Here is a 16,671-nt window from a genome sequence, read left to right on the forward strand (position 1 = left end):
CATTTGATTCGTCAAGATATAGCAGAAATATTTTAAGCTTATTAGGAATAAAAAAAAGAAGAGACGACCAACATGTCGTCTCTTCTTTTTTTTAAAATTTACAATTTCATATCCTTTTTTAAGTGGTTGTATCTCTATTTTGTAAAAACACCTAAATAAGAAACAATACCAATCTGGTACATTATCAATTCTTCAAGACATTTCTAAAGAATTAACAATAACAATCCTATACAAATTATAACACATGTGATATAGCGATTCTGCAGTTTATATCTTCAGTTTCATAAACTGAAAAAAGATGAAACTAAATCCAGAAAATTAATCTTCGACCTAAAAGGTTTGGAGTTGCTTGCAAAACGACTAAAAGAAATACACTCTGAAAAGGATATATCTCAGGAAGAACTGGCTTATCGTTCTGAAATAACGTTATCTCAAATTGCTAGAATTGAGACTGTCAAAATAAATCCAACTGTTAGTACAATATTAAAAATCGCCAGAGCCTTAGAAGTTCAACCTAGCGAATTATTTAATTTTGAATTACCTCCAGTCAAAAATGAATAAGTAAAAAAATATTAAAACTAAAAAGCCATTCATAAAGAATGGCTTTTTCAATCATTTTGTAATTAAAAATATAAAAAAGTTCAAAATACTTTTAAAATTTATATTCCTTGAATTATTTTAAAATCATCAATCTCAATTTTATTAGATTCAGGGTCAAACATTTTAACTTTAATACTACGATTTTTTAAAATTAAATAATTATCATATTCCTTTACAAATTTATTATCATTGTTTTTTTTATGGTATTTGATTGAAATCACCGCTAATCCATAACCTTCACTGTCCAATTTAATATTTTTGTCTGTTATTAAACTTTGCCATAGCATAGATTTATTTGTGTGTCTCAAAACAAGCCCATTTTCAATGTTAAATTTGTTAATATCTGTAAAATCAATTTTACTATTTTCAATTGATAAAGGATAAAATTCCAAATATCTTATAGAGCCTGTTGAATTAGGAGTAAATCGAATAATTCCATACCCCTCATAGATCTCTAGTAAGTCTATTAAGTTAATGACTTCTTTTGAATCTTTTTTATTCGAACATCCTATCAGTAACATACTGATTGTTATAAAAAAATAGCTAGTCTCATAATCCTGTTTTAATTTCCTATCTGCCTGTAAAGTTCCTATCACTCTATCAGTACTAGGTTTAGCTCTTGTAAGTGCATGTTGCAACCATGCTCTATATTGAGTTTTATTAAGATTCGTATAACTTGCATCTCCCATTACATTCTTTTCGTATCCCTTATGAGGGAAAGTTATTTGATTCTCAGAAAGTACTCTGTGGTCTCCTCTATAATCAGTATATCTATCACTCAAGCCCAGAAGGTGCAATGTTTCATGAAATACCGTATTATTATCTTTACCACTATCAAATACTGTCCCAGTGTTACCAGCTAAAAACATATAACGTCCAGCTTTATTTCTTTGTTCGCCAGCATTAACATGAGAAATATTATCATCATCTTCTGGAGCAGAATCAAAGCTTAAAATATTTTCACCGCTTTTCAAATTCTTCTCGTTTTTACTTTCATCATATTTATATGTCATGGTAACTCCAATAGTTATACCGTCAACAATTTTAGATTGTAAATTTTTCTTAGCAAATGAATTTAACTCTCCCGCTCTTTTTTTATTTGCACCTTGTCCTTGAATATAAATAGTCCCACTAATATTTATTCCTGTAATATTTCCTTTTTTATCTCTAACAATATCTATAAGATAGTCCTTTCCATCAAAATCGGCATATCCCATTGGGTCGTTATTAACATAGGCATATGGTGATTCACTAATAAACTTTTCAGCCAATGGGTCAATGTTCATCCAGCGACCAAGTGCCGGGTCATAATTTCTCGCTCCATAATCATACATGTTAAGCCCCAGCTCGTCTTGAAGCTCCTTTCCGTTGTACTTATAATTATTACTATTATCTACATAATCATTATATCCCTTGTGTTTCAATCCAAAAGGATAATAATTATTTTCTTCAATAATTTCAAGAACCTGAGTCACCGAATTTTTAGCATAACTCAATCTTATGTTCCCCAAATGGTCTTTGTATTGGTACACATATTTTTGATGTATGTTATCATAATAGCCTTCTGCTGTAGGGAAAAATTGCAACGTTGGTTGTGATGGAACCTGCTGACTTGCCAACGCACTACTACGACTATTCTCCACTGGCGGATCGGTTGGAGCAGGATCCTCACCATCAACAGGAGGGTCCGTATCTCCCGGATCATCCGGTACATGACCGTCACTAATAACATAACTGTACTGAAAACCTCCCAAATAATCCGTATGAGTAGTACCGCTTGCCTCTTTTACAATTTTCCCCAGTTTCTGCCCCGTTGCATTGTAAATATACTCAATCGTCTCACTTGTTCCAAATGTAATTATCTTGGGTAAATTCAGCTGATTGTACAATATTTCAGTAATATTTTTGTTTTCGTCTTTAATTAAATTTCCATTTAAATCGTAGGCATAATCATCTGCCGAATCATTATAACCGTTACTATCGTCTTTAAATCCCTGCGGTTGGTTAGAGGTATCTGTTACTTTCATCAATCGATTGGAATTAGCAGTGTAAAAATATCCCAGATTATCCATATCTCCAACATAAGGATTGGTTAGTACACCAGCCATATGTTGTCGCTGTAGTCTAATAATATTTCCATTTTTATCATAATCCATATTTTCACCAAAGTAATTTTTATTATCGGCTAAATCTGGAGTCTGATAAGTCGCCTCCGACAAACGATTCAATTGATCGTATTGATAACCATATGAACGCTTGGCCGGATCAGCATTAGTTTTCCAATAGGTTTCTGAAATATTTCCATTATAAAGTGCTTTTGCATAGTTAGCATTTGCTTCCACTTTGTCATAATTAATCTTAAAGGCAAACAGATCTATCGGGTCTGTATTTTGCTGTAAACTTGCAACATTGTTGATTCCGGTCAACCAGCCTCTGATGTTGTAACTATAGTGTACTTTCTGCAAAGGGTTTGATGAGTTGTTACCCACTAGTTTAGTACTCAATTGTCCGAGATCATCATAGGTATTGTAGGCCAGAACCTCTACTAGTCCACCATTGACCTGATGGGTATGGGCCAGCAAACGATCCTGGGGTGAATAGGTATATCCCTCACTTATGATCAGTTCTGAATCTCCGGACGTGCGTTTGTGCATGGTGTCTGTATAAAGCGATTTTCCGGTAAAATCTAAACTACTGTCGGTGTTGGTATAACCGCCTAAATAATTTTGTAGTCGTGTACTCACTGCTCTGGCTCTGCTATCGTAAAAGGTACTGGTGATTTCTCCAAATGTTTCGGATGCCATAGTCAGCGCTCTTGTCCAGCTTCCGGTAAGCAAACCTTTAACATTGTCTAAAACCAACTGCCCCCCGGCAACTGTAGGTTTGACAGCTGCACCGGGATAATTATAATCGTCATAATAGGTAACAGTTAAAAGTTTAAAATTTATGGGAGCAATAGTGTTGCTATAGTATACTGGGATATTGTCTATCGTTCCAGAGGTTTGTTTGGTTTCAAACAAAACAGTAGCGCTATTTTGTTCGTCCTGCAATGTTTTTCTTATGGTTGAACCTACGGGTTGACCATTCCATCCGGTATAAATGGGTCTGCTAAAGGCATCGTATTTAGTAATGTGCCAACCTTCGGTCGTTTCGTCTTTAAAAGGCGAAAAAACCGGTCCGGTAGCTACTACCCGATCGAGTTTATCGTAGACAATAAATTCCATTGTTTCCCAGGCAGCTTTTTCTCGACCAAACGATTGCGCTGGTCGTATTTGTACTGGTAACATAAACCGTTTAAAATCTCATCATTAATCGTACCTGTAACTTTTGGCGGCAGTACATAGCTCAGATTACCGTATAAATCATAAACGTAATAGGTATCATGTCGCTCTCCGGAATCGTAGGCTCTTTTGAGGACAACCTGTCCTTCTTTGTTTTTAAATTCTACTGTAGAACCGTTACTTTCGCTTGGGTTTCCACCCGAATTCTCATCGTAGGTTACCGTTTTGTATAGCTTTCCTTCAGCATAACTTCCGGCTCTGGAAGACTGGTATTATACAGTCCTAAACCTGCCTGCCAATTGGCATCGGCCTTATACAATTTTACCGCATCGGCATCCGTATTGGTCTGATACTCGATTTTAATTTCATGACCACTATTCATCTTCCAGGAAACTCCAGGAGCTGCTTGTTTTAAAACACGGTTCAAAGGCGATTGTTCAAATGCTTTTTCGGAGAAAGGATTTGGAGTATTGTCATACTTTACAGCACTATAAACCCCTATTGCGGCAGTTATGGCCGTATTTGGGTCAATTCTGGGATAACTATTACTTCCATTGGCAGCTGGATAAGGTAGATATTCTATGGCTTGTCGGCCAAAGCCATCATACTCCATAGGAGTTATAACATCCTGTCCCGTTCCTCCCTGACCAATGGCAATGGATTGTATCGGACGCCCCAATCCGTCGAAATAAGTTATATTCTGACTCATTTCGTCTTTGGTTAAAGTATTAAAATTAGCTGCCTTAACCTTTATTTTGGGTGCCGTAGTGTATACAAAGTTATCATCACTGAAGGTTTGGGCTTTTAAGCCCAAACCTGCAAATGCGAATAAAATTATTAAAAGAATATATTTTTTCATAACGTATTGAGTATTACAAAATGACTTTTATGGTCCTTTCTTTATTTTTTTACTGTTTTAATTCTCTTCTTCTCCCGGGTTCAAACAATATCCCTCACTATTAGCATAATTTTGTCCATTTGCTCCCGAATCCATCACAGCCTTGTTTGTTGCATCAGCCTCTGAAATAAAGGATTTGTATGTTCCATATGGTATATGATAATAAACTGTGGATCCTCTCATACCAGGAGGGCAATTGTTTTTATAATATATATCATTAATCTCCAAACTATAAAAAGTGCATTTTCCGGCTGAATTAGCATAATTCTGTCCATATCTATTAATTTCATCAAGAGCCCGATCATCAGCTGTCCCTTGAGAAGTATTGGAATTGTATGTTCCCGCGGAAACAGTATACCAAACACTTTCAGGAGTACCACCAGCAGCACAGTTGTTACGGGCGATTAATCTACTTTGGGCAGAATTCCAAAAAATACATTTTGCATTATTATTGTCGTTTGCATAGGCCTGACCATTGGCAGTGATATCATTTTGCGCCTTTATATCTGCTGCTTCCTGCGACACATCAGAACTATAACGTCCTGCAGGAACACTATAAGTTACACTTTCCGGAGTTCCTCCGGCAGCACAGTTGTTTCTGGTAAACACAGCACTTTTTGCAGTATTGGCAAAAATGCATTTTGCATTATTATTATCATTTGCATAGGCCTGACCATTGCTATTAAATAAAGCTAGTCCTTTTGAATCAGCATCAGCTTGTGAATCCGTTGAAGTCTTGGCTCCTGCAACCTGACTAAAGAAAACAATTGATCCAACACCACCAGAAGCACAATTATTTCTTGTAAACCAACCACTAAGGGCAACACTATTAAAAGTACAAGAGCCATTAGTATTAGCATAGACCTCCCCCCTTGTATTGAATAAGCGAAGTCCTTCTGAATCAGCATCTGCCTGCGAAATTATTGAAGTCTTCGCTCCTGCTACCTGACTAAAAGGCACACTCGAACCAACACCACCAGCAGGACAATTATTTTTAGTAAATGAACCATTTAGAGCAATACTCTTGAAAGTACATTTACCATTAGCATTGGCATTAGCCAGTCCATTAGCATTGACTTCATCTCGCGCCAGATTGTCTGCAGCAGCCTGAGAACTATAAGAATCATACCTTCCTGCAGGAACTGTATACACAACAGCCTCAGGAATTCCGCCTACAGCACAGTTGCTTCTTGTAAATGACCCACTTTGGGCTGTATTCCAAAATCTACATCTACCATTAGCATTGGCATTAACCAGTCCATTGGCGTTGACTTCATCTCGCGCCAGATTGTCTGCAGCAGCCTGAGAACTATAAGAATCATACCTTCCTGCGGGAACTGTATACACAACAGTCTCAGGTACTCCGCCTACAGCACAGTTGCTTCTTGTAAATGACCCGCTTTGGGCTGTATTCCAAAATCTACATCTACCATTAGCATTGGCATAGGCATATCCGTTTATATTGACATCATTCTGGGCCTGAGTATCAGCTTCAGCCTGAGAATTATCAGAACTGTAAATTCCTGCTGCAACAGTATACAAAACACTTTCGGGTGTTCCACCGGCAGCACAATTATTTCTCGTAAACAAACCACTTTTGGCAGTATTTTTAAAAACACACTTAACAGCAGCGTTATTGTCTGCATAAGCCTGTCCATCTGTATTGAATTTAGCAAGTCCCAAATCGTCTGCATCTGCCTGTGAAATGGTCGAGGTATAGGCTCCCGCCGGCTGACTGTAACTTACACTTTGTCCCATCCCCCGGCAGGACAGTTCTTTTTAGTAAACGACCCGCTTCTTGCTGCACTTTTATAGATGTACTCACTAGTTGAAGTATTATTACTGCAATCGGTCTGCTGTCCCTTATAATTATAACAGTATTTTTGAAGTACATTTAATTCATAATCCTTTACAAATTTTAACCTGCCAGAGGAATCATATTCATAATAAGAAGGTACTCCTTTTGGATCTGTTATACTTGTTACACCAACTAAGGGATTATAAGTATAAGTGGTAATAAAAGCATTTGGAAATGCAGCTCGAAATGCATTTAAATCATTTCTTAGTAATTGTTCCGTACAATTTCCTGACATACAGTTATCATTGTCGGCATTTGAAAGACTCTGCAAGTTTGCAATGGTTCCTACCGGAATTGCGTTGTAAGCAACATTTTCAATTTTAGCAATAGGCAATGTTTTATTGTACCCCCAGATGATCGAAACGGGAATTCCGTTTTCGACCGTATACTGTAAAACGTTACCTTTTTCATCGTATTGGTTATAGGTAATTTTCTTTTCGAGATTCCCTATATTGCTCAATGAAGGTAACGAATTGGGAAATTTTGCCCCATAAATTTCTTTAGGCTGCAGCAAATTACCCGTTAAGGCATCCTTCGCAAATACTATTTTATCTTTTGAAAAAAGCGTTCCTGATTTGTACTTCTCCGTAATTATTGGTGTACTGATTCTGTTAGCTGTTTTTAATTCAGCCATAAAGGGCTCACTCAATAAATCATCAGGATAAAAGTATTTTGTTTCTATGGTTTCTTCATTAGAGTTTTTAGTGATCTGCGAGGTCAATTGTGCACTTCCCGGATTGTCATACTTAAATTCTTCTTCTGTTTTTAAAACCTTTCCATTAAAATATTCCTCCGTCGTTTTTTTATCCATATAATACCAGGCCGATATAAGTCTCGAGTTGGTGTACTGGTATAGGTTATAAAAATTTGGACTGCGTCTAAAGACACTTAGAGCGATACTCCTTTTATAAAACTCGTTTGGAGCTGTAGCATTTACTAAAGGAAAACCAGGATCATTAACGGAACTTTTATTCCCGGGAGCTGTTTCGCTAAAATGATACGAAAAAGTCGTTTTTCTGGCGATATCGTTTTTATTATATTCATTAATAAGCAAAGGCAAACCTCGTTTCCAATTGTATGAAATTTTAGAAAAATGCGAATCTTCACCATACCTCAGGTCATCATAAAAAGTAAAGTACTTTTCAACTTTAATCGCTTTGGAAATATCATTATTATCTATATTCTTTTCAGTTACTTTCTGATAGAAAACATGATAACCGTTAAATCCAAATATATCTGAGGGAATTCTGGAATACTGAACAGCAAATTCCTGCACGCCTTTATTAATATTATTATCTTCCGGATTCGTAATTTCTGCAAAATAAGAATAGGTTCCGTAATAATAGGGTACTTCATACAATATACCTGAAGACTTGCCATCGATACTGTAATCAAAAAAACGACGAGTAGCCACATTTCCCGACTCTTTTGTCTCTATGCTTTTAATTCGTAACCCTCCCACTGAAGTGATCGGTTCCTGAACTGTGGTGCCCATTAGATAACTAATTGTTATAAATTTGTTCGAATTTTCCATGGTATCATAGCATTTTAAACTAAGTATATACGTTTTACCTCTCTGCAAAGGCTCTCCAACATAGGGTTTAAAATTTATTCCTACTGTACCTATGGCTTCAAAATTCATAAGACGCGCTTGCCCGTTACTCAATTCATGCAATTCTGCTATTGCATAATTTGAAGTTGTAGCTTCCCCTGGGCTAATTAAATCAAACTGAACATAGGGTATACCTGTCATTCTTTCCGAAATTGTGATTGTATCAGTCACTGTGATCCATTCGCCGGTGGGCACCTTCTCAGAGTTAGCAAATGCTTTTAAGACAGGTTCCCAATTATAGGTTGTATAAGAAAGATCACTGTCAGAACAGGTATTAAGTTCATAACTAAAATCTACTTCTCCTTTCGTTGGAAGAACGATATTTTTTAAAATATTGGTCTGGGTGTATGCTAAACTTGGAGCCTTGGAGCCTCCTAAGTCATTAAAAAGGGTATTCATGGTGTATCTTGAGCAGTTACCACTAAAATATCCCCAATGGTCCAAGCATGATGAATTTCTATCTAAGGCCATTTCGTTGTTATAAGAAAAAACATATGGATTCTCCCCCGTCTTTTGAAAACTTTTTAATTTCAGTCGGTATGTTGTATTTTCATTTGAAATGATAGATTCAAAAAGATCCGGATTGTACTGATTATCAGGAGTACCAAAATAGCCATAATCAAACTGGTAGGTTTCTATTTCATTTTTATAATTAACTGTAATTTTATCGAGTGTCTTAGGAGCCGTAGCCTGAGCTTTACCTTTTATATCTTTTCGATATTTACTGTATAAAAAATTGATTTCGTAATCCTGATTGACTTTGATTTTGGTTAAAACTTTAGTAGTGATTTCTGAATAGTAAGAGGTAATTTTTTCTCCTCCTCCAAAAATCCAATGATAATATCTGGTATAGTCTTTATCGTTCTCCAGATTGTATTGGACTGTATCATAAACAAAATCTACTGTTTCATTATTAGGTGTTATAATCTGAACTAAATAATAGGTATAAGAATTACTTCGTGAAGTTCCGGCTAGGGCCTGAAATGCGTAACAAATACTACTTACGAGATTTAAATTTTCTGTTCTTATATTGTAAATGTACCTCACACCATCTGTATCTGTAATTTCAAAATTATTGGTACTGCTGTTAAAAGCTATTTTTTCTTTCCCAAAAGGAATCTGTTTGGTTTCGAAATTGTTCCCAAAGAAAAATTTACCAGACTTATTGGGTATTGAATAGTAAAATACATCGGGTTGTGTTTCTAAATTGTATGCATCTATATTACTAAACAAAGTATAGTCTGTTCCTGCTCCATGTATACTGTCTAATTGACTTGGACTATAGGGTCCTGAACCTGGGACAAAACTATTAGATGGCAATGGGAGTTTGAAATCTCTGTTATTAGGTAAATTCCATGCAGGATTTGCCGGTCCCGGAACATCAATATCATTTTGGCCAACCACATTTTGTGTGATCTTTCCTCCTGCATTTAATTCCCAACCCAAACCAGTATTTCCCGCTACTTCTGAAGGTTTTAATCCCGAAGACTGATAGGTTAAAGTAATCGGAATTGTCAGGTTCTTTAATTTTATAGTGTGCACCGGGATCGAATAATTGGTAACCCCAGTTGAATAATTAACCGGAACATCTACATATTTGATTAGTGAATTTGCCTCAGGTGCTACCGGAAAAAAATTGTCCTTAGCATTTTGAGACAGTAACCATACACAATTCAATAAGCATAGTATCAAAAATTTACTTTTCATCTTCCTAAATTTATTTAACAGATTTAATCACTTTTATAGACTCAGTTTTGACATCTGTTCTGATTTTAACGATGTAGATTCCTTCGGAATAACTACTCAGATTAACCGGTACAGTCCTGTTGTTGATGTCAAATTCCTGTAAAGTACGTCCGCTGATGTCTATCAAAGAGGCGGTACCTTCTTTAAAATCATAACCAATAATGATGTTGGTGTAAGTTGATGCAGGATTAGGAATGGCTTCGATACTGGATTTTACTTTTTCAACCTTTGTTTTGTCTTTTAGTTTCACTACCCAAAAATCATTACCTCCAATGCTGCCATTTTTATCTCTTGATGCAGCCGAGTTGGAAGTTCCTGCCATCAGATAGCCTCCATCTCTGGTCTCGATTAACTTTCTGAGAATATCTTCTCCGGCACTGCCTACAATTTTGTTCCAGATTTCTTCTCCTTTGTCGTCTATTTTCATGGCGATATAGTCGTTGATGCCTTCTTTTTCTTTACTGACGGAGTTAAGCGCTTTGGCCGCGATCCCTTCGCGCGGGCGTCTGCTTTCACTTTGTGCGTAACCGCCAATGAGGTAACTTTGATCTTTGTTTTCTACCAAAGAGGTTAGGATGTCAACTTTTCCAAAATCATAGGTTTTACTCCATAAAACACCTCCGTCCTTATCCAGTTTAAGAATCCAGTAATCAGTTCCATTGCCAACAATCCCTCCCATAGTGGTCAGGGCGTTTTTACTGTTGGAATTTCCTCCTGCAATATAACCGCCATCGATCGTTTGGTGGATGACATAAGGCTGATCGTCTCCCTCACCGCCATAAGTACTTTGCCATTGAATTTCACCGGTATCCGTTATTTTGATAATCCAAAAATCTCCTACTCCTTTATTGTTCTCTGTTTTATCACCTGAAACCGGAGAGTTAGAATAACCCGCCAAAATATAGCCATTGTCTGAGGTTTGTTCCATACTTCTCAGTACATCAGCATAAGTTCCTCCATAGGTCTTTTGCCATTCCACATCACCTTGTTTGTCCAGTTTGACAATCCAATAGTCCATGTTGCCATGGCTTTTTTCTGATTTGTTAAACTGATCTGCTTTTGTGGTTGGCTTGGAGATTCCGTTTGCTGCTGCAAGTGCATTACCCGAAGGATCTGAGCTCGATGAGCCTCCTAACATATAACCTCCGTCTTTGGTTTGAAAAGCACATAAGAGTTCGTCCTTCCCTGCACCTCCAATCGTTCTTTGCCATTGTTCAGTACCTGAAGCATCTAATTTGATCACCCAAAAATCAGTGATTCCTTTGCAATTTTCCTTTTTTTGGAAGCCTCTTCCTGAACTTGAAGTTCCTGCAAGAATAAATCCGCCATCTCTGGTGTTTTTAATACTCTGAAGCAAATCAAACCCCCTTCCTCCAATGCTTTTCTGCCAGACCAGATCTCCTTTCTCACTCATTTTCCAGATCCAGTAATCGAGATCACCATGATTGTCGTCGTCTTTGTTTCCGGTTTTGTTAGACAAGGAACTCCCCGCCAGAATAAAGCCGTAATCGGCCGTTGGCTGCGCGTCAAACAAATAATCAGCATGCTGTCCGCCATATGATTTTTCCCAGAGAATGTCCTGGGAATAGGCAAAAATGGGCAATAGAAATAAAAATAACAGGTAGTTTTTTTTCATAAAATATTCTGTTTTAATCTTTTGACGAATTAAATTATGAGGCCAAAACTAATACACTATTTTCTATTTCTTTTACGGCTTCCCACATTTGACTAAACTTTAATTAAAAATTTAACAATTAAAATAAACAACCAACACAAAAAACAATAATTACATTAGTAAATTACAAATACACCCCTAGTAAAAATAAGCTCTACCAGAGGATTGAGTTCTGAATGACTACGAAAAGCAAAAACTCCTTTACTAAAATCTTAATCCAAAAAAAAAATGCACAACGATTCTTGATCATTGCGCATTATTAAACTTTTACCCTATTTCGGGTTTAAAGAAAGTAACTACCAGCCCTTCACCGCTCCGCCTTTAAATTCACGAACAGCGGCCTGTTCTACTGCAGCAGATTGGAAAGCCTGTACAAATTGTTTTATTTTTACACAAGGTTAAAATACAAAAAAAGCCAATACTCATAACATTGACATTTGTTGATTATTTTATAGGTTTTAGCACTACAAAACAAAAGACTATTTGGGTATTAAATTCCCCACTCTGCTAAGTGTTCTCAATTATGCAAGAACTCTGTTCACGCTGTGCAAATGTCTCTGACTTTAAATCAATTTTGAAACAAGTCTTATAACTAATTACCTCAAGAAGGATAATTAAAAAAGTCAGGGACTTTCAAGACACCTACAATTTCTAAAAACAAAAAAAGCGCAAAGTCAGAGACATTTGCGCAACTTTTCAATTGAACTCTTCGGAGAGCGGAGGGTTTTAAAATCTAAATAATCATTATTTAAAACTCTAAAATATTAATCATCTGGCAAGCATTCGTATTTTCTTAATTTCAAAATCTCGTTACTAATTTTTTTTATCCATTGATTTTGATTGATATTATTCCCAAATACCTCATTATCATACAGTTTATTTAAATCATGACTTTTCACAATATTAGAGTTATATATTGAAGTATAATTTTCCTCGTTATAATTTTTTCTCATTCTTAAACTGTCAAAAGATTTCCTAATTTTCCTAGCATACAGTTCTGTAATATCAAAATGCAATTGCTCATGAGCTAAAAGCTGAATGCTATTTGTTATAGTCCACGATTTACTTTTTATGAAAATAGATTGTAATTTATAATTAGTAATCATATTTTTTGTAGTGCTATACTCGAATTTTATTGTTGAAGTAGTTCCTGCTACAGTTAATGAGTCAGTTCGGTCAGGAATCCCTTTAAAATCTTCCCAAGTCAGCTTTCTGTTTTTAGACCATAAAATTTCATCCTTTTCGTCATTAAACTTTTTGCCTACAGAAAAGCTTGTCATTGAACAACAGACAATAATAATCAACGGCACTATTAATATTATTCTTTTTATTTTTACTTCCATTTTTAAATCTTTTAACGGCTTACAGCACTTGCACTTTTAGTATCTTTCCCTAATACACCCGCCCCAACTGACAACCTATTTGGGTCTATTCCTCTTTTAACCAAAAATTGTTTTATCGCTTTGGCTCTCAATAATTGTAAATCTCGTACAGTTCCTCGACCACCATTTATTGCTATATCTGTATCTGATTTCCAGTCTGGGTTATTTGCGATACTTACATTACCTTTTATTAATAACAAAATTTGAGGGTAATCGGTCAAAGTCTTTAATAAATCATTCAATGTTTTGTCTGATGCACTTGAATTTAATATTGATGAATTAGGATTAAAACGAACGTTTATATTAATAATTTTACCCGCTTTATACAAAGGTGGTGTCACACTTTTTGTAAAACTCGGAACTGGAGGAGTAGGAATATCAAATTCTGAGGTTTTTGGTTCAGGATTATCTCCTATAACTAATCCAGTAGAGCCTAATGTCAACTCAGGTATTTTACCTGGAGTTTCTCTTGATTCTTCAGTTTTTTTTACGTAAACTGGTTTACTTCTGCCACCTCCACTGCTTGGAAAATCAGGGTCTATCCATGACTTATATAATGAATCTTCCTTAACTACGCAACTGCAATCTTTACCATTTATTACTTGTTTGATTCCATTACCTATTCTTCTAAATATATTTCCTAGTACATTTAAAATTCCTAAACCATATTCATCAACATTGTATATTGGATTATTATCACTTACTACATACGGAGATTGATAATTTACAAAATCAGCCATTGGGTCTATAACTGAAAATCTTCCTAAATCTGGCATATACATACGAGCTCCAAAGTCATACATATTAAGCCCTAGCTCGTCTTGTAGCTCTTTTTCGTTGAACTTGAATTTATTACTATTATCTACATAATCATTATATCCCTTGTGTTTCAATCCAAAAGGATAATAATTATTTTCTTCAATAATTTCAAGAACTTGGGTAACAGGATTTTTAGCATAACTCAATCTAATGTTACCCAAATGATCTTTGTATTGGTACACATATTTTTGATTTATAGCATCATAATACCCTTCTGCTGTAGGGAAAAATTGCAAAGTTGGTCGCGATGGAACCTGCTGACTTGTCAATTGCATTCCTACCAGATTCGAACGATTCGCCTCTACCGGTGGATCTTTTGGAGCGGGATCCTCACCATCAATAGGAGGATCCGTATTTCCCGGATCATCCGGCGCCGGACCATCATTAACAACATAACTATACTGGAAACCTCCCAGATAATCTGTATGAGTTGTACCGTTTGCCTCTTTTACAATTTTCTCCAGTTTCTGCCCCGTTGCGTTGTAAATATACTCAATTGACCCCGTTGTTCCAAATGTAATTTTCTTAGGTAAATTCAGCTGATTGTACAGTATTTCAGTAATGTTTTTGTTTTCGTCTCTGATTAAATTTCCATTTAAATCATAGGCATAATCATCTGCCGAATCATTATAACCGTTACTATCATCTTTAAATCCTTGCGGTTGGTTAGAGGTATCTGTTACTTTCATCAATTGATTGGAATTAGCTGTGTAGAAATACCCCAGATTATCCATATCTCCAACATATGGACTGGTTAGTACACCAGCCATATATTGTCGCTGTAGTCTAATTATATTTCCGTTTTTATCATAATCCATATTTTCGCCAAAGTAATTTTTATTATCGGCTAAATTTGGAGTCTGATAAGTCGCCTCCGACAAACGATTCAATTGATCATATCGATATCCATAAGAACGCTTGGCCGGATCGGTATTAGTTTTCCAATAGGTTTCTGAAATATTTCCATTATATAGTGCTTTTGCATAGTTAGCATTTGCTTCTACTTTGTCATAATTAATCTTAAAGGCAAACAGATCTACAGGGTCTGTATCTTGCTGCAGATTTTCAACATTGTTGATTCCAGTCAACCAGCCTCTGATGTTGTAACTGTAATTGATCTTCTGCAAAGGAGCCCCTGTGCTGTTCCCTATACTTTTAGTGCTCAATTGTCCCAGATCATCATACGTATTATTTGTAAAAAAAAAATCTAGATTAATCCCATTGATCATATGAATATAGTTCAGCAAACGATCTTGTGGCGAATAACCGTATTGCTCATTTACGCCTAATTCAGTATCTCCCGAAGTACGTTTGTGCCAGATCTTTGTTTGAAGTGTTTTTCCTATAAAATCAAATTCGGTATTGGTATGAGTATATCCTCCTAAATGATTTTGGGTTTGGGTACTCACAACACGGAACCTGTTATCATAAAAGATACTAGTGGTTTCTCCCAATTTGGCTGATGCGGTACTCACAGCTCTTATCCAGCTTCCAGTAACCAAACCTTTGGCCTTGTTTAAAACGATCTGTGTCATAATGACAAAGGGGTTGGTCGCTGCATTGGGATAATTATAATCATCATAATAGGTAACGGTTAAGAGTTTAAAATTTATTGGAGCAATCGTATTGCTATAGTATACCGGGATATTGTCTATCGTTCCAGAGGTTTGTTTGGTTTCAAACAAAACAGTAGCGCTATTTTGTTCGTCCTGCAATGTTTTTCTTATAGTTAAACCTACGGGTTGAGCATTCCATCCGGTATAAATGGGTCTACTAAAGGCATCGTATTTGGTAATGAGCCAGCCTTCGGTCGTTTCGTCATTAAAAGGCGAAAAAGCAGGTCCTGTTGCCACAGGACGATCAAGTTTGTCATAGACAATAAATTCCCATTGTTTTCCGGGCAGTTTTTTCTCCACCAGACGATTGCGGTTGTCGTATTTATACTGGTAACACAAACCGTTTAAAACCAAGTCACTAACTGTACCCGATACTTTTGGTGGCAATACATAAGTCAGATTACCGTACAGGTCGTAAACGTAGTAAGTATCGTGTCGGCTTCCTGACTCGTAGGTTCTTTTTAAAACGACTTGTCCTTCTTTGTTTTTAAATTCAACGGTTGATCCGGAAGATTCACTTAGATTTGCAGTCGTATTCTCGTCGTAAGTTATCGTTTTGTACAACTCCTTCTCAGGATAGGTTCCTAAGTCTGAAAAACCGATTTCGTATAAACCCTGACTGGCTTCCCAAGTTGCGGTAGCTTTGTATGATTTTACAGCATCCGCAGAAATATTGGTTCCATAATCCAATTTTATTTCATGGCCGCTCCCTAAAGCCCAGGAAGCTCCCGGCGCGGCTTGTTTGACCACGCGGTTCAAAGGTGAGCGTTCAAACGACTTTTCAGAAAAAGGATTTGTAGTATTGTCGTATTTGCTGGTACCGTAAACTCCATTTAAAGTTGTTATGGCCGTACTTGGGTCAATTCTCTGATAACTGCTGCTTGCATTGGCAGCTGGATAAGGCAGGTATTCTTTGGCTTGTCTCCCAAAACCATCATATTCCATAGGGGTTATGATATCTTTTCCGCCTTCTCCCTGACCAATGGCAATAGTTTGTATGGGGCGCCCCAAACCATCAAAATAAGTCACATTCTGGCTCATTTCCTCTTTAGTCAGGGTATTAAAATTAGCCGCCTTAACCTTTTTTTGGGTGCAACTGTATATACAAAGTTATCATCGCTAAAAGTCTGAGCTCTTACGCCCGAGACTGTAAAGAACAATAAAATTAATAATGTTATATATTT

At 36.4% G+C, this 16,671-nt stretch carries 8 protein-coding genes; 1 reads left to right on the top strand and 7 read right to left on the bottom strand.

Annotated elements, in window-relative coordinates; genetic code table 11:
• Window positions 1–345 precede the first annotated feature (345 nt).
• Window positions 346–561, top strand: coding sequence for a helix-turn-helix transcriptional regulator (locus OLM61_RS19485; RefSeq protein WP_264524253.1), 216 nt, complete (start codon window positions 346–348; stop codon window positions 559–561).
• Between the two features lie 98 nt (window positions 562–659).
• On the opposite strand, the gene OLM61_RS19490 is transcribed toward OLM61_RS19485, so the two are convergent.
• From OLM61_RS19490 to OLM61_RS19520, 7 genes are all read right to left on the bottom strand, one after another.
• Window positions 660–3,887, bottom strand: coding sequence for an RHS repeat domain-containing protein (locus OLM61_RS19490; protein WP_264524254.1), 3,228 nt, complete (start codon window positions 3,885–3,887; stop codon window positions 660–662).
• A 211-nt stretch (window positions 3,888–4,098) separates the two neighbouring features.
• Window positions 4,099–4,740: a DUF6443 domain-containing protein gene (locus OLM61_RS19495; protein WP_264524255.1), complete on the bottom strand. Its 642-nt coding sequence runs from the start codon at window positions 4,738–4,740 to the stop codon at window positions 4,099–4,101.
• Between the two features lie 57 nt (window positions 4,741–4,797).
• Entirely contained in the window at window positions 4,798–6,537 is a 1,740-nt protein-coding gene (locus OLM61_RS19500) for a DUF5977 domain-containing protein (RefSeq protein ID WP_264524256.1), read from the bottom strand.
• Window positions 6,522–9,956 (bottom strand): hypothetical protein, encoded by a 3,435-nt coding sequence (locus OLM61_RS19505; protein ID WP_264524257.1) that lies wholly within the window; start codon window positions 9,954–9,956, stop codon window positions 6,522–6,524. Before OLM61_RS19505 ends, OLM61_RS19500 begins: the two co-directional genes overlap by 16 nt.
• Before the next feature lie 10 nt (window positions 9,957–9,966).
• Window positions 9,967–11,631, bottom strand: a complete 1,665-nt coding sequence (locus OLM61_RS19510; RefSeq protein WP_264524258.1) for a T9SS type A sorting domain-containing protein — start codon at window positions 11,629–11,631, stop codon at window positions 9,967–9,969.
• Window positions 11,632–12,434: 803 nt separating this feature from the next.
• Window positions 12,435–13,013: a hypothetical protein gene (locus OLM61_RS19515; RefSeq protein WP_264524259.1), complete on the bottom strand. Its 579-nt coding sequence runs from the start codon at window positions 13,011–13,013 to the stop codon at window positions 12,435–12,437.
• An 11-nt stretch (window positions 13,014–13,024) separates the two neighbouring features.
• On the bottom strand, window positions 13,025–16,528 hold the full coding sequence (locus OLM61_RS19520) for a DUF6443 domain-containing protein (protein ID WP_264524260.1): 3,504 nt from the start codon (window positions 16,526–16,528) through the stop codon (window positions 13,025–13,027).
• Window positions 16,529–16,671 lie beyond the last annotated feature (143 nt).

Source organism: Flavobacterium sp. N502536 (assembly GCF_025947345.1).
Taxonomy (GTDB): Bacteria; Bacteroidota; Bacteroidia; order Flavobacteriales; family Flavobacteriaceae; genus Flavobacterium.